This is a genomic window from Afipia felis ATCC 53690 (assembly GCF_000314735.2).
GTDB lineage: Bacteria > Pseudomonadota > Alphaproteobacteria > Rhizobiales > Xanthobacteraceae > Afipia > Afipia felis.
The window spans coordinates 242,606-264,534 of the sequence record NZ_KB375270.1 but is presented as its reverse complement, the minus strand read 5'-3'; the positions used below and the strand labels follow the sequence as shown (position 1 = coordinate 264,534).

At 60.0% G+C, this 21,929-nt stretch carries 26 protein-coding genes, 4 tRNA genes, 1 pseudogene and 1 riboswitch; of the genes and pseudogenes, 16 read left to right on the top strand and 15 right to left on the bottom strand.

Annotation, left to right across the window (positions count from 1 at the left end; translation table 11 throughout):
• Positions 1-53: 53 nt before the first annotated feature.
• From rplA to HMPREF9697_RS01370, 6 genes are all read right to left on the bottom strand, one after another.
• On the bottom strand, positions 54-746 hold the full coding sequence (rplA, locus tag HMPREF9697_RS01395; protein ID WP_002715353.1) for a 50S ribosomal protein L1: 693 nt from the start codon (positions 744-746) through the stop codon (positions 54-56).
• A 6-nt stretch (positions 747-752) separates the two neighbouring features.
• The gene (gene rplK / locus HMPREF9697_RS01390; RefSeq protein ID WP_002715352.1) at positions 753-1,181 is read right to left on the bottom strand and encodes a 50S ribosomal protein L11; all 429 of its coding nucleotides are present in this window, start codon (positions 1,179-1,181) and stop codon (positions 753-755) included.
• A gap of 131 nt (positions 1,182-1,312) precedes the next feature.
• Entirely contained in the window at positions 1,313-1,843 is a 531-nt protein-coding gene (nusG, locus tag HMPREF9697_RS01385; protein WP_002715351.1) for a transcription termination/antitermination protein NusG, read from the bottom strand.
• Between the two features lie 21 nt (positions 1,844-1,864).
• Positions 1,865-2,056: a preprotein translocase subunit SecE gene (secE, locus tag HMPREF9697_RS01380; RefSeq protein WP_002715350.1), complete on the bottom strand. Its 192-nt coding sequence runs from the start codon at positions 2,054-2,056 to the stop codon at positions 1,865-1,867.
• A 247-nt stretch (positions 2,057-2,303) separates the two neighbouring features.
• The gene (locus HMPREF9697_RS01375; RefSeq protein ID WP_002715349.1) at positions 2,304-3,038 is read right to left on the bottom strand and encodes a metallophosphoesterase family protein; all 735 of its coding nucleotides are present in this window, start codon (positions 3,036-3,038) and stop codon (positions 2,304-2,306) included.
• Positions 3,039-3,229: 191 nt separating this feature from the next.
• Positions 3,230-3,305, bottom strand: a tRNA-Trp gene (locus tag HMPREF9697_RS01370).
• 178 nt (positions 3,306-3,483) lie between these two features.
• On the opposite strand from HMPREF9697_RS01370, the gene HMPREF9697_RS01365 reads away from it, so the two are divergent.
• Entirely contained in the window at positions 3,484-5,172 is a 1,689-nt protein-coding gene (locus HMPREF9697_RS01365) for a sensor histidine kinase (RefSeq protein ID WP_002715348.1), read from the top strand.
• Between the two features lie 12 nt (positions 5,173-5,184).
• Here the strand turns inward: HMPREF9697_RS01365 and HMPREF9697_RS01360 are convergent, their stop codons facing one another.
• Positions 5,185-6,126 carry a GlxA family transcriptional regulator gene (locus HMPREF9697_RS01360; protein ID WP_002715347.1) on the bottom strand — a complete coding sequence of 314 codons (942 nt, stop codon included), beginning with the start codon at positions 6,124-6,126 and terminating at the stop codon, positions 5,185-5,187.
• A gap of 107 nt (positions 6,127-6,233) precedes the next feature.
• On the opposite strand from HMPREF9697_RS01360, the gene HMPREF9697_RS01355 reads away from it, so the two are divergent.
• Positions 6,234-7,028 carry an SDR family NAD(P)-dependent oxidoreductase gene (locus HMPREF9697_RS01355; RefSeq protein ID WP_002715346.1) on the top strand — a complete coding sequence of 265 codons (795 nt, stop codon included), beginning with the start codon at positions 6,234-6,236 and terminating at the stop codon, positions 7,026-7,028.
• A gap of 58 nt (positions 7,029-7,086) precedes the next feature.
• Here HMPREF9697_RS01355 and HMPREF9697_RS01350 read toward each other — a convergent pair whose 3' ends face one another.
• A complete protein-coding gene (locus tag HMPREF9697_RS01350; RefSeq protein ID WP_002715345.1) occupies positions 7,087-7,344 on the bottom strand; it encodes a GlsB/YeaQ/YmgE family stress response membrane protein in 258 nt (85 codons plus the stop codon).
• Positions 7,345-7,524: 180 nt separating this feature from the next.
• Between HMPREF9697_RS01350 and HMPREF9697_RS01345 the strand changes: the two genes are divergently transcribed.
• From HMPREF9697_RS01345 to HMPREF9697_RS01330, 4 genes are all read left to right on the top strand, one after another.
• Positions 7,525-7,812 (top strand): hypothetical protein, encoded by a 288-nt coding sequence (locus tag HMPREF9697_RS01345; protein ID WP_002715344.1) that lies wholly within the window; start codon positions 7,525-7,527, stop codon positions 7,810-7,812.
• Between the two features lie 85 nt (positions 7,813-7,897).
• Positions 7,898-7,971: transfer RNA gene (locus HMPREF9697_RS01340), tRNA-Gly, on the top strand.
• A 44-nt stretch (positions 7,972-8,015) separates the two neighbouring features.
• Positions 8,016-8,774, top strand: a complete 759-nt coding sequence (locus HMPREF9697_RS20250) for an FkbM family methyltransferase (protein WP_002715343.1) — start codon at positions 8,016-8,018, stop codon at positions 8,772-8,774.
• 245 nt (positions 8,775-9,019) lie between these two features.
• Positions 9,020-9,700 (top strand): hypothetical protein, encoded by a 681-nt coding sequence (locus tag HMPREF9697_RS01330; RefSeq protein ID WP_040307764.1) that lies wholly within the window; start codon positions 9,020-9,022, stop codon positions 9,698-9,700.
• A gap of 87 nt (positions 9,701-9,787) precedes the next feature.
• Here the strand turns inward: HMPREF9697_RS01330 and HMPREF9697_RS01325 are convergent.
• Positions 9,788-9,873 (bottom strand) — tRNA-Tyr (locus HMPREF9697_RS01325).
• A gap of 248 nt (positions 9,874-10,121) precedes the next feature.
• Here HMPREF9697_RS01325 and rlmB point away from each other — a divergent pair.
• On the top strand, positions 10,122-10,940 hold the full coding sequence (gene rlmB, locus HMPREF9697_RS01320; RefSeq protein WP_002715341.1) for a 23S rRNA (guanosine(2251)-2'-O)-methyltransferase RlmB: 819 nt from the start codon (positions 10,122-10,124) through the stop codon (positions 10,938-10,940).
• Between the two features lie 74 nt (positions 10,941-11,014).
• Here the strand turns inward: rlmB and HMPREF9697_RS01315 are convergent, their stop codons facing one another.
• Together HMPREF9697_RS01315 and HMPREF9697_RS01310 are read right to left on the bottom strand one after the other, a co-directional pair.
• A complete protein-coding gene (locus HMPREF9697_RS01315; protein ID WP_002715340.1) occupies positions 11,015-11,563 on the bottom strand; it encodes a hypothetical protein in 549 nt (182 codons plus the stop codon).
• Positions 11,564-11,600: 37 nt separating this feature from the next.
• Positions 11,601-12,026 (bottom strand): hypothetical protein, encoded by a 426-nt coding sequence (locus HMPREF9697_RS01310; protein WP_002715339.1) that lies wholly within the window; start codon positions 12,024-12,026, stop codon positions 11,601-11,603.
• 458 nt (positions 12,027-12,484) lie between these two features.
• Here HMPREF9697_RS01310 and HMPREF9697_RS21685 point away from each other — a divergent pair.
• A pseudogene (locus HMPREF9697_RS21685) lies at positions 12,485-13,576 on the top strand (GGDEF domain-containing protein); the annotation flags it as partial.
• A gap of 242 nt (positions 13,577-13,818) precedes the next feature.
• Here HMPREF9697_RS21685 and HMPREF9697_RS01295 read toward each other — a convergent pair.
• A tRNA-Thr gene (locus HMPREF9697_RS01295) sits at positions 13,819-13,893 on the bottom strand.
• Between the two features lie 282 nt (positions 13,894-14,175).
• Between HMPREF9697_RS01295 and HMPREF9697_RS01290 the strand changes: the two genes are divergently transcribed.
• The 4 genes from HMPREF9697_RS01290 (at position 14,176) to HMPREF9697_RS01275 (ending at position 15,513) form a co-directional block, all read left to right on the top strand.
• On the top strand, positions 14,176-14,466 hold the full coding sequence (locus HMPREF9697_RS01290; protein WP_002715338.1) for a hypothetical protein: 291 nt from the start codon (positions 14,176-14,178) through the stop codon (positions 14,464-14,466).
• 4 nt (positions 14,467-14,470) lie between these two features.
• Positions 14,471-14,728 (top strand): hypothetical protein, encoded by a 258-nt coding sequence (locus tag HMPREF9697_RS01285; RefSeq protein ID WP_002715337.1) that lies wholly within the window; start codon positions 14,471-14,473, stop codon positions 14,726-14,728.
• On the top strand, positions 14,725-15,147 hold the full coding sequence (locus HMPREF9697_RS01280; protein WP_002715336.1) for a hypothetical protein: 423 nt from the start codon (positions 14,725-14,727) through the stop codon (positions 15,145-15,147). Before HMPREF9697_RS01285 ends, HMPREF9697_RS01280 begins: the two co-directional genes overlap by 4 nt.
• A 165-nt stretch (positions 15,148-15,312) precedes the next feature.
• Positions 15,313-15,513 carry a hypothetical protein gene (locus tag HMPREF9697_RS01275; RefSeq protein WP_002715335.1) on the top strand — a complete coding sequence of 67 codons (201 nt, stop codon included), beginning with the start codon at positions 15,313-15,315 and terminating at the stop codon, positions 15,511-15,513.
• Positions 15,514-15,787: 274 nt separating this feature from the next.
• Here HMPREF9697_RS01275 and HMPREF9697_RS01270 read toward each other — a convergent pair whose 3' ends face one another.
• Positions 15,788-16,264 carry a TspO/MBR family protein gene (locus tag HMPREF9697_RS01270; RefSeq protein WP_002715334.1) on the bottom strand — a complete coding sequence of 159 codons (477 nt, stop codon included), beginning with the start codon at positions 16,262-16,264 and terminating at the stop codon, positions 15,788-15,790.
• 8 nt (positions 16,265-16,272) lie between these two features.
• Positions 16,273-16,725: a hypothetical protein gene (locus tag HMPREF9697_RS01265; RefSeq protein WP_002715333.1), complete on the bottom strand. Its 453-nt coding sequence runs from the start codon at positions 16,723-16,725 to the stop codon at positions 16,273-16,275.
• 68 nt (positions 16,726-16,793) lie between these two features.
• Positions 16,794-17,034: riboswitch (cobalamin riboswitch) on the top strand.
• Between the two features lie 296 nt (positions 17,035-17,330).
• Between HMPREF9697_RS01265 and HMPREF9697_RS01260 the strand changes: the two genes are divergently transcribed.
• The gene (locus HMPREF9697_RS01260) at positions 17,331-19,283 is read left to right on the top strand and encodes a TonB-dependent receptor plug domain-containing protein (protein WP_244597844.1); all 1,953 of its coding nucleotides are present in this window, start codon (positions 17,331-17,333) and stop codon (positions 19,281-19,283) included.
• A gap of 94 nt (positions 19,284-19,377) precedes the next feature.
• On the opposite strand, the gene HMPREF9697_RS01255 is transcribed toward HMPREF9697_RS01260, so the two are convergent.
• Positions 19,378-19,599: a His-rich protein BRANT gene (locus HMPREF9697_RS01255; protein ID WP_002715331.1), complete on the bottom strand. Its 222-nt coding sequence runs from the start codon at positions 19,597-19,599 to the stop codon at positions 19,378-19,380.
• Between the two features lie 297 nt (positions 19,600-19,896).
• Here HMPREF9697_RS01255 and HMPREF9697_RS01250 point away from each other — a divergent pair, with 297 nt between their 5' ends.
• From HMPREF9697_RS01250 to HMPREF9697_RS01240, 3 genes are all read left to right on the top strand, one after another.
• Positions 19,897-20,676, top strand: coding sequence for an NAD kinase (locus tag HMPREF9697_RS01250; protein WP_002715330.1), 780 nt, complete (start codon positions 19,897-19,899; stop codon positions 20,674-20,676).
• Between the two features lie 101 nt (positions 20,677-20,777).
• On the top strand, positions 20,778-21,323 hold the full coding sequence (locus HMPREF9697_RS01245) for a response regulator (RefSeq protein ID WP_002715329.1): 546 nt from the start codon (positions 20,778-20,780) through the stop codon (positions 21,321-21,323).
• 5 nt (positions 21,324-21,328) lie between these two features.
• Entirely contained in the window at positions 21,329-21,907 is a 579-nt protein-coding gene (locus HMPREF9697_RS01240; RefSeq protein WP_002715328.1) for an Hpt domain-containing protein, read from the top strand.
• Positions 21,908-21,929: the final 22 nt, after the last annotated feature.

Genomic DNA, 21,929 nt, shown 5'->3' with positions numbered 1-21,929 from the left:
GGCGGAGCGGATTTTATCCGCCCCGCCCTGCAATCTTTCGCAAACCGCTCCGATCAGGAGTTCAGGCTGCCCGGCTCGACCTTCACGCCCGGGCCCATGGTCGAGGACACCGCAACGCGCTGGATGTAGGTGCCCTTGGCACCTGCCGGCTTCGCCTTGGCGACCGCATCGGCGAGCGCCTTGATGTTCTCGACGAGCTTGTCTTCCGAGAACGACGCCTTGCCGACGCCGGCCTGAACGATACCCGCCTTCTCGACGCGGAACTCAACCGAGCCGCCCTTGGCGCCCTTCACGGCCGACGCGACGTCCATGGTCACGGTGCCAATCTTCGGGTTCGGCATCATGCCGCGCGGGCCGAGCACCTTACCGAGACGACCGACCAGCGGCATCATGTCCGGGGTCGCGATGCAGCGATCGAACTCGATCTTGCCGCCCTGCACGATCTCCACCAGATCTTCCGCGCCGACAACGTCAGCGCCAGCGGCCTTGGCTTCATCAGCCTTGGCGCCGCGAGCAAACACGCCGACGCGCAGCGTGCGGCCGGTGCCGTTCGGCAGCGTGACGACGCCACGCACCATCTGGTCCGCATGACGCGGATCGACGCCGAGATTGATCGCGATCTCGATGGTCTCGTCGAACTTCGCGTGAGCGCGTTCCTTGACCATCTTGATGGCGTCCGCGATCGGGTAGAGCTTTTCGCGGTCGATGCCCTCACGGGCCTTCACGAGCTTCTTTCCAATAGCCATGACCCGTTACCCCGCCACTTCCAGACCCATTGAACGGGCAGAGCCCTCGACCATCTTCATGGCCGATTCAATGGAGTCGCAGTTGAGATCCTTCATCTTCTTCTCGGCGATTTCCCGCACCTGCGCCTTCGTCACCTTGCCCGCGACATCGCGGCCCGGCGCCTTGGAGCCGGACTGGACCTTTGCCGCCTGCTTGAGGAAGAAGGACATCGGCGGCGTCTTCATCTCGAAGGTGAAGGAACGGTCCGCATAAATGGTGATAACCACCGGAATCGGGGTGTTCTTTTCGATCTTCTGGGTCTGCGCGTTGAACGCCTTGCAGAACTCCATGATGTTGAGGCCGCGCTGACCAAGCGCGGGACCGATCGGTGGCGACGGGTTCGCCGCACCGGCCGGCACCTGCAACTTCAGGTATCCGGTCACTTTCTTTGCCATGCTCTACTCCTTCAAATGGCCCGGACCATTCCGGGCCTTCTTGAGGAACCGTGGTCCGGTTTCGCAAGTGACTGGCGATCACCTGCCCCCTTCCACGGGTCTTACGGAGCGGCGAACCGCCCCGGTGACGATCAGACCTTTTCGACCTGACCGAATTCCAGTTCGACCGGCGTCGCACGACCGAAGATCGACACCGCGACCTTCACACGCGAACGCGCATCGTCCACTTCCTCTACCACGCCGGAGAACGAAGCGAACGGACCATCCGCCACGCGGACGTTCTCGCCGACCTCGAACGACACCGAGGTCTTGGGCCGCTCCACGCCTTCCTGCACCTGATGCAGGATACGCATCGCCTCGGCCTCCGAGATCGGCATCGGCTTGTTTTCGGCGCCGAGGAAGCCTGTCACCTTCGGAGTGTTCTTGATGAGATGGAACGCCTCGTCGGTCAGGTTCATTTTCACCAGCACATAGCCGGGGAAGAACTTGCGCTCGGTATCGACCTTGCGGCCGCGGCGTACTTCCGTGACCTTCTCGGTCGGAACCAGCACCTGCTCGAACAATTCCTCGAGGCCGCGTTGCTTGGCCTGCTCGCGAATGGATTCGGAGACTTTCTTCTCGAAGTTCGAATAGGCGTGAACGATGTACCAGCGCATGCTCATGATGTTCAGTTCCAGCCGTCGCTAGCGAATGCCGAGGATGAATGTAATCAACAACCGGATCACCTGATCCGTGACGAAAAAGAAGATCGACGCAACAGCCACCAGCACGAACACCATGATGGTCGTGATCATGGTCTCGCGGCGGGTCGGCCACACCACCTTGGACGTCTCGGAGCGGACCTCCTGCAGAAATTTGAACGGGCTGAAAGCCATCGTCTCGGTATCCACTCGCGTCTGATAAAGTGTTGGGCCAGATTGCCTGTTTCCGGACAGCCGTTCGCGGCGCCCAACCCTCGTTTGAAGGATGAGCCGCCAAGCGGGCTCGATTGTCCGGGGAGATAAAGCCGCGCCGGATATCCGTAGAACGGGCCAGCAGCAGGTGCAGCTATCTACTGCGCCCGGGCCGCAAGGTCAAGGCATCCCAACCGATCCAGCCCTTCCCGGCCCCGCCCAACTCCCTTCAGATAAAGCCGAAATGCCCGCCCTCCAGCCAGATGCAGGTCAGGCGGCCCGAGGAAAAGGCCCGCGTATCGATATTGATGCGGTTGGGCCTGATTTCCGGTTCCGGCGCAGGCGTATGGCCGTGGATGACAAGCTTCTCGAACAGCCCCTCATGATTGAGGAATTCGTGCCGGATCCAGATCCGGTCCGCCACCGACTGCGCCTCCAGCGGGACGCCCGGCCTCACCCCCGCATGGACGAAATACAAATCGCCCGCCGCATGGGAAATGACGAGTTTGCGATAGAAGTCGCGATGGCTCTCCGGCAGCGTGCGCTCGAACGTGTTGGCGAGTTGCAACGCCTCCGTAGGGTCCGGGTCCGGCGACGACGCAATGCCGTAGGACGCCAGCGTCTCGATGCCGCCAACCGACCGCCAGGCCGACATGAGCTTCGGGTTATGCGGAAAATCCAGGAGAATCGCCTCGTGATTGCCGCGCAGAAAGACACAGCTCTCCCTGCGGCCCAGTTCAACCAGCGTATCGATCACGCCGCGCGAATCCGGGCCGCGGTCAATGTAATCGCCGATGAAGATTCGCAGCGGGTTGACGCCCGGCCGTGCGGCCAGATCGGCATCGATCGCGGCGAGCTTGTCCCGCAACAGGTCAACACGGCCGTGGATGTCGCCGATCGCATAGATGCGCATGCCGTCGGGCGCGCGAAATCCGGAAGGAATGGGCTGTGCTGAAACCGTCATGATGAATGTCCCGGTCCGCGACCCGTCTAAGGGATTCGTGCGACGCCGATATCAATGGCTATCGCGGCGTTCGCCGCCACCTCGCCTGGATCTTCCCCGATCTCTACTCCGTACGGCGGCATCGGGCATAAAAAAATCCCGCTGCGGCTGGCGGGACGGTCATGCAATCGAAGCCCGTACGGATCAAGGACTGGCAGGGGCGGCAGGACTCGAACCTGCGACCCTCGGTTTTGGAGACCGATGCTCTACCAACTGAGCTACACCCCTACAGACGGCTTTCTATAGCCGACCGATTTGCGTTCGTCACGCCCTCTCGTTGGATATTTCCGACGCCTTTTCCAACGGATAACGCGACTTGACTCGCCCTCCCCCTGCTTTCTTAATGAATCCGGATCATGAGGCCCCTCGCGAAACCGGGAACTGCGGCTTGAGACGCCTTTCTTCCATGCGCCGCATGTCGCTGGTTTATCGTCTCCTGTCGCTGGTGCTGGTGGCATGCCTGCCGGGGCTCGCCGCTTTGATCTATTCCTCCCTCGATCTGCGCGACAATCGCTACCGGGACGCCAATGCGGAGGCGACGCGCAACGCGCATTTCGCCGTCTCCGAACTCGAACAGATCTTCGAAGGCATCAAGGGCGTCCTGTATACGGCGAGCCAGTCCTCGGAAATCCGCGGCGGCGACTTCGCCGCCTGTCAGCAATATCTAGCGCGCGTGCGGGCGAAACTGCCGCTGCTGACATCCATCGTCATCGTCGAACCGAGTGGCGAACCGCGCTGCTTCAGCGAAGGCCGCGTGCCCGCCGTCAATCTCAGCGATCGCTATTATTTCCGCGAGGCTCTCGCCACGCGCCAGTTTGCCGTCGGCGACTACACCATGAGCCGACTGTCCGACCGCCGCATTGTCCCGGTCGCGCTGCCTGCCGTGACGGGAGACCATATCGATTTCATCGTCGGCGCCGGGGTCAATCTCGAATGGCTCGGCCGGCAACTGCGCGAACGCGGACTTGCACCCGGCAGCGCAATCACCGTGGCAGACCGCAACGGCATCATCGTCGCGCGCGAACCCGAGCCGGAAAAATTCATCGGGACGAGTTTTTCCACGCGATACATGTATCTGCTCTCGGCGCTGCCCGGCACGGCGGATGTCCGCAGCCGCGACGGCATCGACCGCATTATCGGCTATGTACCCGCTCCCTACACATCGTTCGGCCTCTATGTGTCGAGCGGCATCGCACGCTCGGAAGCGTTGGGACCGATCGACCGCGCGCTTCGCAGCAGCATCCTGCTGTTCGTGCTCGGCAGCACGGCCGCCTTCGTGCTGGCGTGGCTCGTCGGCGACAGCATCATCCGCAAGCCCCTGATGCAGATGGTCGCCACGGCAGAGAGCTGGCGGCGCGGACAGGACGGCGTCCGCAACCGGCTGGACGGCCGCAGCGACGAGATCGGCGTGCTCGGCCAGACCTTCGATAGCCTGATGGACGAAAACGCGCGGCGCGAGGACGAGCGCGAGCAGTCGGAGGCGCGACGCGAGATTCTTGTCCACGAACTCGCCCACCGTGTGAAGAACACGCTCGCCACGGTGCAATCCATCGCCGCCATGAGCTTTCGCAATAATCAGGGACCGGAGGCGCTGCGCGGCTTTCAGGAACGGCTGCAGGCGCTGGTGCGCAGTCACGATCTCCTGACACGTCACAACTGGCAGCACGCCGATCTGCGGGAAGTCGCCGAAGCAGCCCTCGCACCGGCGCGCGAGGATCTCGCTCACCGCTTCACACTCTCGGGACCGCCGGTGGAACTGCGCTCGGCGAGCGTGGTGCCGACGGCCATGATCTTTCATGAGCTTTGCACCAACTCGCTGAAATACGGCGCGCTCAGCAACGACACCGGTCATGTCGAGGTGCGCTGGACCAAGCAGCCGGACGAGCGCGGCAACCTGATCTCTCTGACCTGGAGCGAACATGGCGGCCCGCCGGTGAAACCACCGGAACAGGAAGGCTTCGGCACACGCCTCATCACCAGCCTGACGCGGCAGTTGGGCGGCGGATATGACGTGAGCTATGCCGCATCCGGCATCGTCTGCGACATTCGCCTCGTGACGCGCCCGGACGATGTCATGCCGGAGGAAGACGCCTGAGCGCCACACATCTCACGCCGCGGCGGCGCGCGCGTGACGGCGGATCGATTGCGGCGGCTGTCCGAGCACACGCAGGAAAGCCCGGCGCATCCGTTCACGATCGGCAAAGCCCGTCTCGTTTGCAATCACATCCATCGAATGACGGCCCTCCTCCATCATCAGACGCGCAGCCTCGACGCGCAGATGCTCGACGGCCTTGGCCGGAGACTGTCCGGTTTCGGAACGAAACGCGCGGCTGAATTGCCGGGGACTGAGATGCGCAGCCTGCGCGAGTTCCTCGACCGACAATACATTCCGAAGATGGCTCTTGGCGTAGTCGAGCGCGCTCTGGATACGGTCCGATTTCGGCGCGAGTTCAAGCAACGTCGAAAACTGCGACTGACCTCCCGCGCGGCGATGATAGACGACCAGCTTGCGCGCCACTGACCGCGCTACCTCAGCGCCGTGATCCTTCTCGATCATGGCGAGCGCGAGGTCGATGCCGGCCGTCATCCCCGCCGAGGTCCACACCGGCCCGTCCACGATGTAGATGCGATCTTCCTCGACCGTGATCGCGGGATATCGCTGTCGCAGTTCTTGCGCGAAAGCCCAGTGCGTGGTGGCGCGGCGACCATCGAGTACTCCAGCCTCTGCCAGGACAAATGCACCAATGCAGGGCGCGGCCACTCTGCGCGCCGTCCCCATCGAGCGCCGCACGAATTCCGCCATGGCCGGCGTGACAGGTTCGATTTGCGCGCCCGCGCCGATCACGACGGTGTCGAACGTCTCGTCGCCGAACGCTTCGGTCTCGATGCAGAAGCCGGCTGAAGAGCGCACGGGCCCGCCGCTCTCCGACAGCAACGTCAGCCGATAGGCTGGTTTGCCCAACGTCATGTTGGCCACTTCAAACGCAGACACCACAGCAAACCCCATCGCCTGAAAACCGGGGAATATCGCCAGCGCAACCTCATGCATGGGGAGCCACCTATGTCCTGAAAAGGTGCTTATATGACATTTGGGACGTCCTGAAAAGTAGATATCCAGCTCAGGAAGACACTGATTGGATCAACAGGAGACGTATCATGGCACTTTCAGCAAAAGGCACTGCGCTCATTACCGGTGCATCTTCCGGCATTGGCGCGATCTATGCGGAACGGCTCAGCCGCCGCGGCTACAATCTCATTCTGGTCGCGCGACGGCGCGAAAAACTGAATGCCCTCGCCGACAGGATCGGCGCCGCGACCGGCCGCGCCGTCGAGGTCGTGACCGCCGATCTCGGCAAAAGAGACGACCTGCGGCGAATCGAGAACCTGCTGCGGACCGACGCCAGCATCACCCTGCTGGTGAACAACGCAGGCATCGGCGCCACCGCGCCGCTGCTCGATTCCGATGCCGACAGGATGGAAGAGATGATCGACCTGAATGTCACCGCACTGACACGGCTCACCTATGCCGCCGTGCCCGGCTTCGTCGCCCGCGGCGGCGGCACGATCATCAACATAGCCTCGGTCGTCGCCATCGCGCCGGAATTACTCAATGGAGTCTATGGCGCATCGAAGGCTTTCGTTCTCGCCTTCAGTCAGTCACTTCGCCACGAGCTTCAGGACAAGAACATCCGCGTTCAGGCCGTGCTGCCCGGCGCAACAGCCACGGACTTCTGGGATGTTTCGGGACTGCCGCTTGAGAACGTGCCGAGCGAATGGGTGATGCCGGCGGAGCGCATGGTCGATGCCGCGTTGTCTGGTCTTGACCAGAATGAATTCGCCACCATTCCCGCACTGCCTAACAATGCGGATCTGGAAGCTTATGAAGCAGCACGCCAAAAACTGATGCCGAATCTCTCCGGCAAAGAGCCCGCGAAGCGGTACGCGGCTTAGGACGCGCAAAACAATGGCGGCGGCCGCTGAACTGCGGGCGCCGTCAGATCGTCAAACGTCACGCTCGTCCGCGAATCGCGCGCCAGAGGAAGATCAGGATGCAGGCGCCGATAAAACCGGCGATGAGGTAACCGACCCACCCGCCCAGCGCGACGCCGAACAATCCCAGTAGAAAATTCGCCAACGACGCGCCGACGATGCCAAGCACGATATTCATGAAAATGCCGGTACCGCTCTTCATGAACATCTCGGCGAACCAGCCAGCCAGACCGCCAACGATGATGGCCGCAATCCATCCAATTTCAGCGCCTTGCATTGCCTTGCTCCTTCGGTGCGTGAACGAGAATCCAAGCTTTTGCCGATCGATGCACCTTGGCAATTCTTCGCACGCGCCGGTCCACAGCGAAGAATGCATGCATCTGCGTCACAACCCCGTGACAATATAGAGCCTTATAAAAATGATACGCTTGCTGCGTTGGCAAATCGAGGCTCGATCATGGAACAGATTTTAATCAATCTTGTTGCAGGCGCTCTCGGCGGCAATGCCGCGGGCAAGGCTTCCCCGACATTCGATCTCGGCACCATCGGCAACACCATCGCAGGCCTGGTCGGCGGCGGTGTACTCGGCCAGATCATCACGATGGCATGGCCGACTGTGGCGGCATCGATCCAGAGCGGTAATTTCGACGTCGGCTCGATCATCACACAGGTGGTGGGCGGCGGCGCCGGTGGTGCGATTCTCACCGCGATCGTTGGGGCGATCAAGAACCGCTCGGCGGCATAGCGGCTGTTGCGCCCCTAGAGCCGCAGCCGGACCGCTGGAATTCGCCGTTGCCAACACGGTAACGGTATTGCATATCTGCGTGCGCGCGGGTGTAGCTCAATGGTAGAGCAGCAGCCTTCCAAGCTGAATACGAGGGTTCGATTCCCTTCACCCGCTCCATTTATTTGCCGGTCGCACGCCGGTCAGTACAAACCGGAAAAATCATGAAGGCTCTTGAATTCGCCCGGCTGATGGTGCCGCCAATCTTCTCACGCACCACCCGGCGACATTTGAGGGATGTCTGGCGACATCACATTCCGACACTCACTCACGAACGAACACTTGATCGGTTCCGGAGCGCCGGTTTCGCCCCAAAAACAATTTACGACATTGGGGCATTCAGAGGCCATTGGACGCGAGAGGCGAGAAGAATTTTCCCATCAGCTGCCTTCTATTTATTCGAAGCAAACAATCTCCACGCCCCATTCCTTGAAAAAACAGGCCATCCGTTTTTCATCGCAGCCATGAGCGTTGAGGATAATGAAGCTGGCGCGCCCCTTTTCATCAACGAAACTATCCAGACCAGCACAAGTCTCCATCGCGAGCGCACGCAGTCATTCAACGACAACGTGAAAATCGTCCAAGTCCCAACTAGGCGACTCGATAGCCTTGTGACCGAGAAGGGCTTACCTGCACCTGATTTAATCAAACTTGATGTTCAGGGTGCGGAAATCGATGTTCTGAAAGGTGCAGGCAAGGTCCTGGAAAACGCCTCGGCTATCGTCGCCGAACTATCATTCCTCCCGTTCAACGCCGGCGCTCCTCTCATCGGAGAGACGATCACTTATATTGAAGGTCTTGGCTTTAAATGTGCAGATGTTTGTGAAACTCATTCATCTGCTATTGGAAGTATCCTCCAGATGGACATTATCTTTGCAAGGCCAGCCTTGTTCCAACGATATGCGGCAGCTGCTGGATTGTAGAAGGCGTGCCGACGGATCAGAGCAATCTGAACATTTTCAAATTGAAGCGGACGTTTCCGCTCGACGCGATTGCGGCTGAATATTTGCCGGGCGATTTCCTGTTCGTGTGAGCTATCGTCGTCAGCTTGCGAGAGACAGCAAAAACGAAGCATATTCTGCGCTATCAGATACGCATCTCGAAGGTGGTCTCTTTGTCTAGACTCAGCGGATTTATCGCCGGATTTGCCAACCGCGGACACAGCGGATTGGATATCATCATTCACGCCCACATCAAAAGGGATGAGTTTCAGAGGACGCTGGAGCGAATCGCTTCATTTCCGGATGTGAAAACGATCCTCGAAATAGGCTCGTCGGACGGCCGGGGTTCAACAGTAGGCCTTGCAAAAGGAATGCTCAAAAACCCGTCGCATCCACAACTCCACGCCGTCGAGTTCGCGAAGCGACGCCATGCCAGGCTTGAGCGGCGCTACCGCAGGCGCAGCGACATCCACTGCCATAACGTGGTGACCGTGAGCCGGAGCGAATTTCTAACTCCGAAGGATATTTCGGAGTTCTCGCATCGACACGCCGCAAATTTTTATAACGGTGCCGATCCCGATCAGGTCGAGCGCGAATTCAATGACCTGCTTCAAGAGTCCAATTTATATATTGAAGCAAACGCCCTTCAGGAAAACGGCATCAAGTCGATCAAACAGAAATTCGGAATCGACACGTTCGATTTCGTCCTGATCGACGGAGGCCCCTTCTCCGGTGACGCCGAGCTGGAGCAGACCATCGGCGCCAAATACATCGCGCTGGACGATATTTTCGACATCAAGAACTACAAGGCCCATCAACGTCTGCTGGATGATTCAGCCTACGAGATGGTTTGCTACAGCAAGCTGCTGCGGGCGGGATTTTCCATTTTCAGACGGAAGAACGTCTAATTCCGCTGATCGCTCGGGTGCCAGCCCGCTCCGCTCACGGCAATAAAAAACGCTCGCGAAAATTCAATTTCGCGAGCGTTTTCAATATGGTGGGGGAAGAAGGACTCGAACCTTCGAAGCCATACGGCGGCTGATTTACAGTCAGCTCCCTTTGCCACTCGGGACACTCCCCCGGAATTCAGCGTCATCAGGCCTGTCCGCCGCGAGGCGGTGAGACAATCCGCAATGACGTTTGAAAAGCGAGCCCGTTCACGGGGCCCCGGTCGGCGCGTTTATGGGGGAAGCGGCGGGGGAAAGTCAACCAAGACGGCAGCTTATTTCCCAAGGTCTGAATCCTTAAAAAGTCCAGTCCTGGCTTGAAGATCGCCCGCCCCTGCGGCTTGCCGATTGCCTCGCTATGTTCCGCATGAGACAAGCGCGCATGGCCAGCCGTGATTCATCTTCCCGCTTCAAGGGCTCGAACCGTCCGCCGCAGCGCGGCCGAGGCGGGCCACCTCACCGACGGAACCGGGAGGATCGCGACGGGCCAGCAATTCTCTATGGCTGGCACACCGTCACCCTGGCGCTGGCCAATCCTCGCCGGAAGATTCGCAAACTGTTCGTGACGGAGAACGCGCTGCGCCGCCTTGAGGAAGAAAACATCGATCTCAAGAAGCTGACGCCCGAGGTAGTACGTCCCAGCGTGATCGACCAGCGGCTCGGTCCCGATGCTGTGCATCAGGGCCTGCTCGCGGAAGTCGATCCCCTGCCCGCGCTCGATATTTCCAAACTGCCGCAAGACGGCATCGTGCTGGTGCTCGACCAGATCACCGATCCGCACAATGTCGGCGCGATCCTACGTTCTGCGGCAGCATTCGCGGTGAAGGCGGTGGTGACGACAGCGCGGCACAGCCCGGAGGCCACCGGCGTGTTGGCGAAATCCGCCTCCGGCGCGCTGGAACTCGTACCGCTGGTAATCGTGCAGAACCTCGCCCGCGCGCTCAATGAGATGAAGGAGTACGGCTTCCTCACCGTCGGGCTCGACAGCGAAGGCAGCACCAATCTCGCCGAAACGGAATTGCGCAGCCCCCTCGCGCTCGTGCTCGGTGCCGAGGGCAAAGGACTGCGGCAACTGACGCGCGAGACCTGTGGCACAGTCGCGCGGCTCGACATGCCGGGCGAGATCAAGAGCCTGAACGTCTCGAACGCCACCGCGCTCGCGCTCTATATCGGCGCGTCGCGGCTCGGCTTGATGAAGTAGCCCCCCCAAAAAAACTTCGCTCCCCTCCGCATCACGCGGAGAGGAGCGAAGCCAGATCAGCCACGATCGATGGATTACATCTTGTTCGGATGCGCATGCCCATTGCCGCGCACGACGCGCTCACCAGTCGGCTGGCCGGTGTAGTAGTAATGGGTGCGCGGCTTCACGCCGCGATTGTGCTGGTGATAGTTCGTGCGATGCACGCGCGCGCGGCGATGATGCCAGCGATAGCTGTACACCCGCGGACCCTGGATGTAGGCGCCATCGTAATAGTGGTGCGAGGCATGTGCGTACGGCCCGCCATTGTAGCCGTAGTAATATGGCCGGCTGTAAGCCGCCCAGCCTGACACCGAGCGTTCCTGATAGGTCGGCACCGGCGCGATATTGCCGGGACCGGTATAGGTCGGCCCCTGATTGACGTAATAATACTGTGGGCCGGCATCGAGATTCGGCAACTGCTCGCGGAACGTCACACCGCAACCGCTTGCGATATAACCGCAGCCATAAGCACCAACACCCGACGTGAACAGACCGCCGCCGCAGCCGTTGTAACAGGCCATCGCCGGGGCTGCGCTGACCATCGCCGCGATCGTCGCGACGAGACCCAGAACCTTGAAACGCATACGCACTCTCCTGTTCGTTATCTGTTGTGTTTTCATTTCAGAAACGCCGATTGGGCGCCGGGGCGACAATCACCGGTGGCGGGTAATCGGGCACGGCCTGAGGAGCCGGCGGCGCGGATTTGGCCGACCAGGATCGATTGAAGCTTTCCGCAGGCTGCGGCAATTGACGGTTTGCCGAAGGTTGAATCTCGAGGCGGCCATAACCCGGACGGCGACCAAGCGACGGATAATAATGTCCAACGGGAGGAGCCTCGTAGTAATCCCAGCCGCCGTAGACACTCGGCTGCACATGCACGCCACGCGACAACCCCCAGTCGCCTTCAACCATGGCATACGTCGCATCGCGGCCATTGATGAAGACCGGAACGCCGCGCTTCCCTGGCACGGCGATCACTCCGCCGCTGTCCGCGAACGCAAGCACCGTGGTGCCGATCAAAACCGCGAGCGAGACGACGATACGCATCAGCACAACCTTCCGAATTCGCCTTGATCCTAATTCAGCCGCAGCCGCCATGAGTTAAGACGCAGCCGCAATCGCGCGGTAAGGCTAACGCGCAAGCATAAGGTCGCGTTCAATTGCAGCGATCAGGAACTAAAATACGAATAAGATCAGCGGTTAACAGAAAGCAAATGGCCCGACGACAGGGCTGAGAATGTCGATGGACCTAAGCTTCCTGTCGGGTACCGTTGACACTGCGACGTCTGGCCACTGCTCGCACGGCTTCCGTTCAAATCAACGCGATGATCGCCCACCGCTATCGCGAATTCAGCCACAAGCTGCAGCTCGACCGTCTTTGATCTGCTTGTTCATAAACTCGGTAACACTCCGTTCAGCATCGGCCTGAACGGACGATTCAAGGATGTTGGGCTAAAGCCACGAGAGAATATTCGAACGGCTGAAGCCAGGAGACATCCAAGAGAATGGACGCAGGCACCGTCTTCACGACCGTATCTCTCATGATGCTCGCCAATGCCTGCGTCCTGAGCGTGGTCTCGCGCGATCTCCCCAATGCACTGCGGCCGGCTGCAAGATCCTGGCAGATCGGCACGGTCCTGATTGCGGGCGGATGCGCCATGTTCGCGTTCGGCCACCCCCTGCCTCGCCCCCTGATGCTTGTCTGCGCCAATGGCCCGATAGCCCTTGGCCTCACCGCCTACTATGCGGCCGTTCAGCAATTCTATGGAGGCCGCCCCAAAGCATGGCAGCTTCTTCCGGCGATCGTCACCACCGCCGGCGTTCTCTGGTTCTCCGTTGTCACGCCCAATTTTCAAATTCGCGTGGTGATCGTGTCCATCTCCTGGGCATTTTTGATGGGCGCCAGCATCTGGACGCTGCTCTTCAAGGCGTCCGAAGATACATCGCACAGCCGAAAAATCCTGATCGGTCTCTTCGCGCTTGGCGTGATCTACGGTCTTGGTCGGCTCATTGCTTACCTTCTGATGGATATCAGCCGCGACTTCGCCATTGAGAGCGGCACAAGCTGGCTAAACCTGCTGTCGCCGATCGTGATGACGCTACTGCCAGTCGTGGGGACGACCGCCTTCCTGTTGATGTGCTCGGACTTTCTGCGACGTCGGCTGGAGGTTGCCGCATCGACCGACTATCTCACCGGCCTGCCGAACCGCAGGATGCTCGCTCAAGCCGGCGAGACAAGATTCGGAGAAGCCAGGAATGGCCATTCCGGTTTTGCCGTCGCCGTGATCGATATCGACAACTTCAAAACGGTGAACGACACATACGGCCACGACGCGGGAGATCAGGTCCTGGTCAAGGTCGCAGCCCTTCTGCGGGAGCACAGCAGGAAGACCGATGTCGTCGCGCGCAGCGGCGGCGAGGAATTCGCTGTCCTGCTCAATGTCGACCATCACGTCACGGCGGTCGATGCCATCGAGCGGATGCGCATTGCGATTGAACAAGCCCATTTCGCCGCCGGTGCAATAAAAATTTCCGTCACGATCTCGGCCGGCGTAGCTACTCGCCTGCACACGGACAAGGTGTTCGAGGACATGTTCCGGCGCGCCGATCAGGCCCTGTACAGCGCCAAGGCGGCCGGACGGAACCGCACCGAGACGGCAGGCGTCCCTGTTATCGGGGACAGAGCATCTCCGTCGTTCCCAATCTGGCGTCCTAGCGCCAGTCCGCGAGACACATCGCAGAGTCCTGCGGCGTCAGCGGCAGGAATAAGATCAGGAACAAAATCAGGAACGGAAGCAAAGGTCTGTTTCCTGAAAAATCTGAGAGTGCCTGATTTGACTGGTGCCGGCGGAGAGGATCGAACTCCCGACCTTCGGTTTACAAAACCGCTGCACTACCGCTGTGCTACGCCGGCGACGCGCCAACAGCTATCAGTGCTGCGCGGGACAGACAAGACCACCCAGACAGGCATTCCGGCCCGGAAACCCCGCTTTGGAAACCTGATGGGCGTTCTACCGCCGAAATGAGCCGTCTGCTGGCGTACAGCGTGCAGACCCGAATTTATCGTCCCCTTTTATATTCTCTTTATTTTCTGAACAGCGACTCCGCATCGCATCCAGATGCGCTCTCCGGCTAACGACAGTCCATCACAGACACCTGCGCTCCGTGACAACAACCGGGATGCGCGGAGTAGGCGATGCAGAGACTGCATATGGATCTAGACCCGGCACACCCGAACGAGCTGCAATCGCTCCATGTCATCGTGCGCTTCACCATGCGCATCATTCTGCTGTCCGTGCTCTCGGCCTTCATCGGCGGAAGCTTCGGTTATGCCATGCTGCTGGTATCGGTTTATCTCTGCGTTCTTTCCGCTTTGCTGCGTCGTGAGAAGCCTTTGGGAAATACCCTCACCTATTGGGACGAAGCCGCCGTGTATGGCGCCCTGTTTTGCCTCGCGGCAATCGTCCAAATCGCCATGGATACCTAGCGCGATGACAAAATCCGGACATTCCTCGAATGGTGCTCCAGTTGTGTTCATCGGCAAGGACCGTCGCGGCAACTGGGTGGCGCAAGAGCGTTGCGGTCTTTTTGGCGGACTGTTCGCCAATCGCGTCGATGCCGTTCGCTATGCCCTATTTGAAAACGGACATCATCCCGAAGCGGTCATCGAGTTGCCGACGACGATCGAACTCGACATGACCGGCCGGTTTGCTCCGGAAGGAGTTGTGACAACGCGGCAGCGCGCATGACCGGGCCTGCTTCGGTCGAGCGGCACGCCAAAACCCTGCGGGCATGGCACCTGTCCCTGCTGCGCTTTGCATTGACGCTCGAGGAGCCCGACCGCCAGCAGGTCGTCGCTGCGGCCCGGGAAATCGACCAGATCGGCCTCTCCTCCGGCGGCGGACGGCAGGACTTCCGCTATTTCCGCACACTGAGCGAGGAATTGTGCCGCGCGATGGCTGAGCAAGACAACACTCCATCGTCGCCGCTTTACGCGTACATCGCCAAAATAGAAGATGCACGGATCAGGCGCGCATTCGCCGCGGTGTTGAGCATCGACACTGGCTCAAAGCCCGTCAGCAAGCCCGCGACTTCCCGGGACATGCTCTGGCGCGGGCTGTCGCCACGCGGCGCACCCGACAAGGCTCGCGAATTACGCCATCGCTAAATCGCATGTCTGCGCAATGGCCCATGCCTTCACCGGCAGACATCAACAGATCATCCACAGGCATGCTGTGAATTGCGGGCAAAAGGTAAGGATGTGCCGAACCGCCTCATAGGCGTCCGACTTGGGGGTTATCGACAGCTCATCGAGTAGACATGGAGTAACCGGATGGCGTTCTCAAAATTTTCGGCAGATCACTACGACGCGCTGATCGACGAGACGATCGCGAGCTGTGACGGCAATCTGCGCAGCGCGGTGCGCGCCCTGCTGATCGCTAACGAGCACCTGGAGACGGAAAACTCCCAATTGAAGCACTACGTCGATATCTCGACCCGCATCGAAGCCGCGAATCAGGGTTACCTCAATTGAGGCAACCCGCCGCTGGCCAATCCGTTACATATATGACCACAGACACAGCGTGTTGGTGACCACTGCAAAGGTCAAAGCGAGAGTGAGAACACGATCCGTCATGGCTGTTCGCTCGGCAGTCTGAAGGGACGAGAATCGCCCCAATCGATGCCGGGATTTGAGGGAGATTCGGGAGAAGAGTCCCGCGCTTTGTTTTTTCGCGGATGTCTTGCGAAAAACCCGGTTCAGAGTCCGTCTGCCGATTCTCCGTGCCGCCCGTTGAAGGCCTCCGCCCTCAATTCATCCAGACGATGCCGCCATTGAGCGTCGCCGCATAGGCGACCCATGCGAGATATGGCCCAAGCAGCCATGCCGCGACGCGATCCGCACGCGCACTTGCCACCATCGTCAGTGCGATCGCAACAAGCAGAATCATGATGTCGATCAGCGCCAACCGTGTCGCATGCGCACCGAAAAACAGCGGCGACCATGCTGCATTGAGCGCGAGTTGAACAAGAAACAGCACGATCGCCCAGTTGCGCGCGGGCGACGGCGCGGCCCGTTCCCACAGCCGCCACAGCGCCACCGCCATCATGATGTAGAGCGCGGTCCAGACGATCGGAAAAAGAGACGCCGGCGGCGTCCATGGCGGCTTCGCCAGGCCGCTATACCAGCCGGCGATTTCCGGACGCGTGACGATGCCCTGCACGGCAGCGATGCCGAGACACAGCACCAGACAAGCCGCAAGCCGTATCGTCGTCCGGAATTGCATCGAAGGCCTCACCGCGTGAGCTTCTCCAACTCGGGAAACGGCGCATAGTTCGCGCCCGCGCAGATCTCATCCGGTTTCTCGATCAGCCGGTCGAGGCGGCCATCGATATAGACCACCGCGCGATCCTTCATCGGGGTGTAAGTGCCGTCGATCTCCTTGGCGCTGTAGCGCACGCAGGTGACGTAGCGCTGCCGCCCGCCGACCTCGCGCTGGAAGGGCTCGGCAATCCCCGCGCTTCGCACGCCGGTCGGATCGTTGAGATAAGTGTGCAGAAACGCGAGCAGCTCGGCACGATAATTCTTCGGAAACGGCTGGTCGCTGACGCCACGGTCGGCGGTATAGGCGACGCCATCATACTCGGCGCTGCCGAACGCGCAGCCGCCCAGTATCACGGCCGCGGTCACGAGCGGCACGGCAAGACGAGACGCGCGGCGAACCGCTGTCTCCCATTTGCAACGCATATCGGGGAAGTCCATCGCGCGGGGATTCTCGGACACTGTGGCGTTGACATGACACCACCACACCGCTTGATTGCGGGCACGGTACAGGTGCCGGCGCAAGCTGGCATAATAGGGAATTCGGTGCCGTCGCGCTGAGGAGATGTTTCGCACACCTCGTCCGGCGCGGCAATTCCGAAGCTGCCCCCGCAACTGTCAGCGGTGAGCCGCTGTCCATCATGCCACTGAGCGTTCGGCGCAATGCCGGCTTGGGAAGGCGGACAGCAGCGACGATCCGCGAGCCAGGAGACCTGCCTGTCCCGGTCATCCATCCGTCGCGCGGGGCGTGCGAAGGAGCGGCTTCCGCAGCGGTGACACGACAACAACCGTTGCGGAGAAATGCTGCGGCCTTCTCCAGTCCCGATGTGAAAAACCACTTTCGCATCATGTGTCTGGAAGCCGATCGTTCTCCGCCTGAAATATTTCGGTGGGGGCCGAACGTGACATCGCATCAATTATCTTCCCGCAAGCGTATCTCGCCTGCTCTGCTTGCGGCGCTGCTGGCAAGCGCAGCTTTCATTCCATCCGCGCAGGCACAGCAGGCCGAGCCGCCGCTGCCCGCGATTCAGGTGAGCCCTGCCGCCAAAAAGCCGAATCACCATCTGCCGAAGCGCAACAAGCGCGTCGATGCGAAGCCGCAGCCGCGCACCGCCGAAGCACCGACCACCGCTCCCGCAAATCCGCCGGGTCATCTGGTGACATCGCCGACCACGATCCCTACTCCGGTCAGCCAGATTGCAAGTTCGATCACCGTGATCACCGGGCAGGAGATCGAGAATACACAAAGACGAACTGTCCCCGACCTGCTGCTGACCGTTCCGGGCCTTAACGTTGCCCCTAACGCTCCAGGCGAACTGACATCCGTTTTCATCCGCGGCGCAAATTCAAATCACACCAAAGTACTCATCGACGGCATCGACGTGAGCGATCCGTCGAATCCCAGCCGCCAATTCGATTTTGGTCCGTTGACGACTTTCGGGATCGAACAACTCGAAGTTCTTCGCGGACCTCAAGGTGGATTGTATGGATCAGATGCATTGGGTGGCGTGATCTCGATCACGACCAAAACCGGAAAAGGCGCACCGCAATGGTCCACGCTGGTTGAAGGTGGATCTTTCGGGACGTTCAATCAGGCGACGTCGGTGAGCGGAAGCACGAGCGACACCAGTTACGCGTTCAGCGGATCGCATATGCGCGTCGAATCCACGCCAGTCACACCGGCTGAACTTCTGCCGCCGGGCCAGAAACGCAATAACGATTTCTATGACAACCTGACATTCCACGGCAAAGTCAGCCACGACTTTTCCGAGATGTTTTCGCTCAATGCCGTTGCGCGCTATACGGACGCGCATCTGCGTTACACCGATAATGATAACTATCCATACGCCAACCCGGTCCAGTCCCGGTCCGGCAACCGCCAGTTCAGCGGTTTGCTCGACGGTGTATTCAAACTACTCGACGGTCGTTTCAACAACCATTTCGGCGTGACCTACACCGATACCGACCGCAAGACGTCCGATCCTTATTACGTCACCCTTGGGTACGGGTCGACTCCGAACAGCTTCTTCCATGGAGACCGCACAAAGGTCTACTGGAGATCCGATCTCACTCTCCTGCAGGGACAAACACTTGTCACGGGCGTGGAACACGAAACCGAAAAGGGCAGCGTCGACTATGCCCTGTATGGCGTTGCACCAGCTTCTGGCACAATTCAAAATCTCGGCAGCTATGCCGAACTACAATCCAATTTTTTCGATCGGTTTTTCATCGTGTCCAATGTGCGCCACGATCAGAACGATCACTTTGGAGGCCACGACACATTCCGTATCGCACCGGCGATTCTGTTTCCTGAAACCGACACCAAACTTAAGGCCAGTTACGGCACGGGCTTTCATGCACCTTCAATCGACCAGCTTTATGGTCCCTTCAGCGCCAACCTCAATTTGAAGCCGGAAGAAAGCAAGGGATACGATTACGGGTTCGAGCAAGCCCTTTTCAATAAACGGGTCAAATTCGGCGCGACCTGGTATCATAACAACTTCAACAATCTGATTGAGAGCGTTCCGACCGCAAACCCCTTCGTCTACATGTACGAGAATGTCGCATTCGCAACGACTCATGGTTTGGAGGCGTTTGCATCGGTTACGCTAACTGAGCGCCTGACCCTTCGGGGCGACTATACTCATACGATAGCGACAGACGACACACTTCACACGGAGCTGAAGCGCAGACCCGAACATAAATGGAGCGCCCAAGCCCAATGGGCTGCGACCGACAGTCTGACGCTGACGGCGACCGCGCTATGGATCAGTTCCTGGCTCGATACCGATCCGTTATCTGGCGGGTCCATACGCGCGCCCGGATATCAACTCGTCAACCTCGCTGCGAACTACAAGGTCGATCAAAACTGGTCAGTGTTTGGACGCGTCGACAACCTGTTCGACCGCCATTACCAAAACCCGCTGGGCTACCAAAAGACAGGCATCGGCGTATATGGCGGCCTGCGTTTTGTGACGAATTGACAAAAACAAAGCCGGTCCGTGGAAGGGGAATCCACGAACCGGCTTTCTGCTCAGCGAACGCAGCCGGGGGAAACTGCGCCGCTGTCATGCATCGTTAATGACGATGCTTCACGATCACATGCTTTTTGGCATGGTGATGCGGACGCACATGGTGGCGATGATGCTTCTTCACCATATGGGCGTTGGCATTGGCCACCGACGGCTTCAGAACGTGCGAATGCGTCATCGGCTTTTGCGTCTTGATGACGGTCGCGGCCATCGCCGGCGCAACCATCACCGAAGCGGCGACAACGGCGGCTGAAATAATCTTCAACATGGCAAACTCCTGTTTCGGGATCACATCGCGCTTTGCCGAATGGCGGGAGCGGTGATCGTGCACTGAGGATGATCTGCGCGCACTGAACTCAAACTGAATCCGCTGAACGGTTTCTGTTCATCTGCATGACATCTTGTTAATGTGGAGCGTCTACGGGTGTGCATCCGGCGGCGTTAACGCTGTTAAAGGGTCGCGCCCGGAGCGCACGTCCCCCAGTACCGCAGAGGGCAAAGAGCGGATAAAGTTGAGAAATTCACGTCCGATCCAGACTGCCCGCAGGGGTTGACCAGCCTTTCCATGACCGTCGAGAGCAAATACCAACGCATTGCCTTTGTCGCGAGCCCGGTGCTGGAAGCCCAGCGCGCGCTGGCGCAACTCTCGTCGGATTACGGCAACCACGAGGTCGAGAATGCGGACGTCGTGGTCGCGCTCGGCGGCGACGGGCTGATGCTGCGCACGCTGCACGAGCGGATGCGCTCCGGCACGCCGATCTACGGCATGCATCGCGGCACCGTCGGCTTCCTGATGAACGAATACAGCCGCCACGGCCTGATCGAGCGCCTCAATGCCGCGCGCATGACCGTCATCAATCCGCTGTTGATGCGAGCGACCGACGCGGCCGGCGAGGTGCATCTGCACCACGCCATCAACGAGGTCGCCCTGTTCCGCCAGATCTATCAGGCGGCGCGGCTGCGCATCCTGATCGACGAGCAGGTGCGGATGCCCGAACTGATTTCCGACGGCATTCTGGTCGCCACCCCTGCCGGATCGACCGCCTATAACTACTCGGCGCAGGGACCGATCATCCCGATCACGGCGAATCTCCTGGCGCTGACGCCGATCAACGCCTTCCGGCCGCGGCGCTGGCGCGGCGCCCTGCTCGCAAGCTCCGCCCACATCACCATCGAGGTGCTGGAGGACGAGCGGCGCCCGGTCGCGGCAGTCGCCGACCATAATGAAATACGCTACGTCACCCGCGTCGAAGTGCTGACCGACAAGAGCATCTCGATCCGCATGCTGTTCGACCCCGGCCACAGCCTGGAAGACCGCATCATCAGCGAGCAGTTCGGCGTCTAACGCTCACGAGAAGCTTCGGACTGGACGTTTATGCTTAACCGGTCGTTAACGGCCGCCAGCCTAGACTTTTCCGGTATCCGCGTCCCTTCACGTGACTGGGCATGTTTCACATCGACTTCAACAAGCTGCGGTTTCTCGTCTGCGACGACAACGCGCATATGCGGCGCATTTTGCGCACGCTGTTGCACTCGTTCGGCGCGCGTGAAGTCTATGAAGCCGAGGACGGCGCGACCGCGCTGGAAATGTACAGCCATTACGTCCCCGACATCGTCATCACCGACTGGTCGATGCCGATCTTCGACGGGCTCGAACTTGCACAGATGATCCGCCAGCCGGACGGCGTCGGCAATCCGTATGCGCCGATCATCATGCTGACCGGCCATTCCGAGAAGCGCCGCGTCATGACCGCGCGCGATGCGGGCGTCACCGAATTCCTCGCCAAGCCGATCTCGGCCAAAGGCCTTTACCAGCGCATCCTCAATGTCGTGGTGTCGCCCCGGCCCTTCATCCGCACCAAGAGCTATTTCGGCCCGGACCGGCGCCGCAACACCACCAACACCTATATCGGCCTCGATCGCCGCAACGGCGGCAAGGCGGAAATCCTGCAGCAACCCTCGCTGCTCGATAAAGCCCGCAGTCCCGGATAACGGCCATGGCGAAAGAAAAAAGCGAAGGCCTCAAGGTCGAAACTTTCGAAGCCCATCAGGTCATCACCCAGCCGAACCCGTTCCGGAAGATCATCCGCCGGGTGGATGAGCGTAATGTCGACGATCCGGTCGCACGCGCCGAGGAAGCGCTCGCCGGGCTTTCCGGTGAATTCAAAGGCTGGATGGACGAGGAATGTGCTCGCCTTGCCCGCGCCTTCGAAGTGATCGAGAAAGACGGCTTCACCGGCCCGAACCGGGAAGAGCTGTTCCGCGCGGCACACGACATCAAGGGCGACGCCACGACGTTTGGCTATCCCAAGGCCGCGATCGCCGCCGAAAGCCTGTGCCGCATCATCGAGCATGCGCCCGAGCTGACGACAGTGCCGTCCGACCTGATCGCCCACCACGTTCACGCCATTCAGGCGATCGTGCGCGAGCTGCCGAAGGGACGCTCGAAGGACACAGCCGACAAATTGAGCGCGCATCTGCGACGGCTCGCGGACGAATTCCTGATCGAGGCTAATCAGAACCGTCCCGAGCATCTCGAAGCCGTGCTGGCCCCGAGCATCGTCCCGGCGGATTGAACGCCCCCGCCTTACCTTCTTT

Excerpts from the sequence above, each read along its gene's own strand:
- rplA (WP_002715353.1), bottom strand. The coding sequence starts at position 746 with ATGGCTATTGGAAAGAAGCTCGTGAAGGCCCGTGAGGGCATCGACCGC.
- rplK (WP_002715352.1), bottom strand. The coding sequence starts at position 1,181 with ATGGCAAAGAAAGTGACCGGATACCTGAAGTTGCAGGTGCCGGCCGGT.
- nusG (WP_002715351.1), bottom strand. The coding sequence starts at position 1,843 with ATGAGCATGCGCTGGTACATCGTTCACGCCTATTCGAACTTCGAGAAG.
- secE (WP_002715350.1), bottom strand. The coding sequence starts at position 2,056 with ATGGCTTTCAGCCCGTTCAAATTTCTGCAGGAGGTCCGCTCCGAGACG.
- HMPREF9697_RS01375 (WP_002715349.1), bottom strand. The coding sequence starts at position 3,038 with ATGACGGTTTCAGCACAGCCCATTCCTTCCGGATTTCGCGCGCCCGAC.
- HMPREF9697_RS01365 (WP_002715348.1), top strand. The coding sequence starts at position 3,484 with ATGCGCCGCATGTCGCTGGTTTATCGTCTCCTGTCGCTGGTGCTGGTG.
- HMPREF9697_RS01360 (WP_002715347.1), bottom strand. The coding sequence starts at position 6,126 with ATGCATGAGGTTGCGCTGGCGATATTCCCCGGTTTTCAGGCGATGGGG.
- HMPREF9697_RS01355 (WP_002715346.1), top strand. The coding sequence starts at position 6,234 with ATGGCACTTTCAGCAAAAGGCACTGCGCTCATTACCGGTGCATCTTCC.
- HMPREF9697_RS01350 (WP_002715345.1), bottom strand. The coding sequence starts at position 7,344 with ATGCAAGGCGCTGAAATTGGATGGATTGCGGCCATCATCGTTGGCGGT.
- HMPREF9697_RS01345 (WP_002715344.1), top strand. The coding sequence starts at position 7,525 with ATGGAACAGATTTTAATCAATCTTGTTGCAGGCGCTCTCGGCGGCAAT.
- HMPREF9697_RS20250 (WP_002715343.1), top strand. The coding sequence starts at position 8,016 with ATGAAGGCTCTTGAATTCGCCCGGCTGATGGTGCCGCCAATCTTCTCA.
- rlmB (WP_002715341.1), top strand. The coding sequence starts at position 10,122 with ATGGCCAGCCGTGATTCATCTTCCCGCTTCAAGGGCTCGAACCGTCCG.
- HMPREF9697_RS01315 (WP_002715340.1), bottom strand. The coding sequence starts at position 11,563 with ATGCGTTTCAAGGTTCTGGGTCTCGTCGCGACGATCGCGGCGATGGTC.
- HMPREF9697_RS01310 (WP_002715339.1), bottom strand. The coding sequence starts at position 12,026 with ATGCGTATCGTCGTCTCGCTCGCGGTTTTGATCGGCACCACGGTGCTT.
- HMPREF9697_RS01290 (WP_002715338.1), top strand. The coding sequence starts at position 14,176 with ATGCAGAGACTGCATATGGATCTAGACCCGGCACACCCGAACGAGCTG.
- HMPREF9697_RS01285 (WP_002715337.1), top strand. The coding sequence starts at position 14,471 with ATGACAAAATCCGGACATTCCTCGAATGGTGCTCCAGTTGTGTTCATC.
- HMPREF9697_RS01280 (WP_002715336.1), top strand. The coding sequence starts at position 14,725 with ATGACCGGGCCTGCTTCGGTCGAGCGGCACGCCAAAACCCTGCGGGCA.
- HMPREF9697_RS01275 (WP_002715335.1), top strand. The coding sequence starts at position 15,313 with ATGGCGTTCTCAAAATTTTCGGCAGATCACTACGACGCGCTGATCGAC.
- HMPREF9697_RS01270 (WP_002715334.1), bottom strand. The coding sequence starts at position 16,264 with ATGCAATTCCGGACGACGATACGGCTTGCGGCTTGTCTGGTGCTGTGT.
- HMPREF9697_RS01265 (WP_002715333.1), bottom strand. The coding sequence starts at position 16,725 with ATGCGTTGCAAATGGGAGACAGCGGTTCGCCGCGCGTCTCGTCTTGCC.
- HMPREF9697_RS01255 (WP_002715331.1), bottom strand. The coding sequence starts at position 19,599 with ATGTTGAAGATTATTTCAGCCGCCGTTGTCGCCGCTTCGGTGATGGTT.
- HMPREF9697_RS01250 (WP_002715330.1), top strand. The coding sequence starts at position 19,897 with ATGACCGTCGAGAGCAAATACCAACGCATTGCCTTTGTCGCGAGCCCG.
- HMPREF9697_RS01245 (WP_002715329.1), top strand. The coding sequence starts at position 20,778 with ATGTTTCACATCGACTTCAACAAGCTGCGGTTTCTCGTCTGCGACGAC.
- HMPREF9697_RS01240 (WP_002715328.1), top strand. The coding sequence starts at position 21,329 with ATGGCGAAAGAAAAAAGCGAAGGCCTCAAGGTCGAAACTTTCGAAGCC.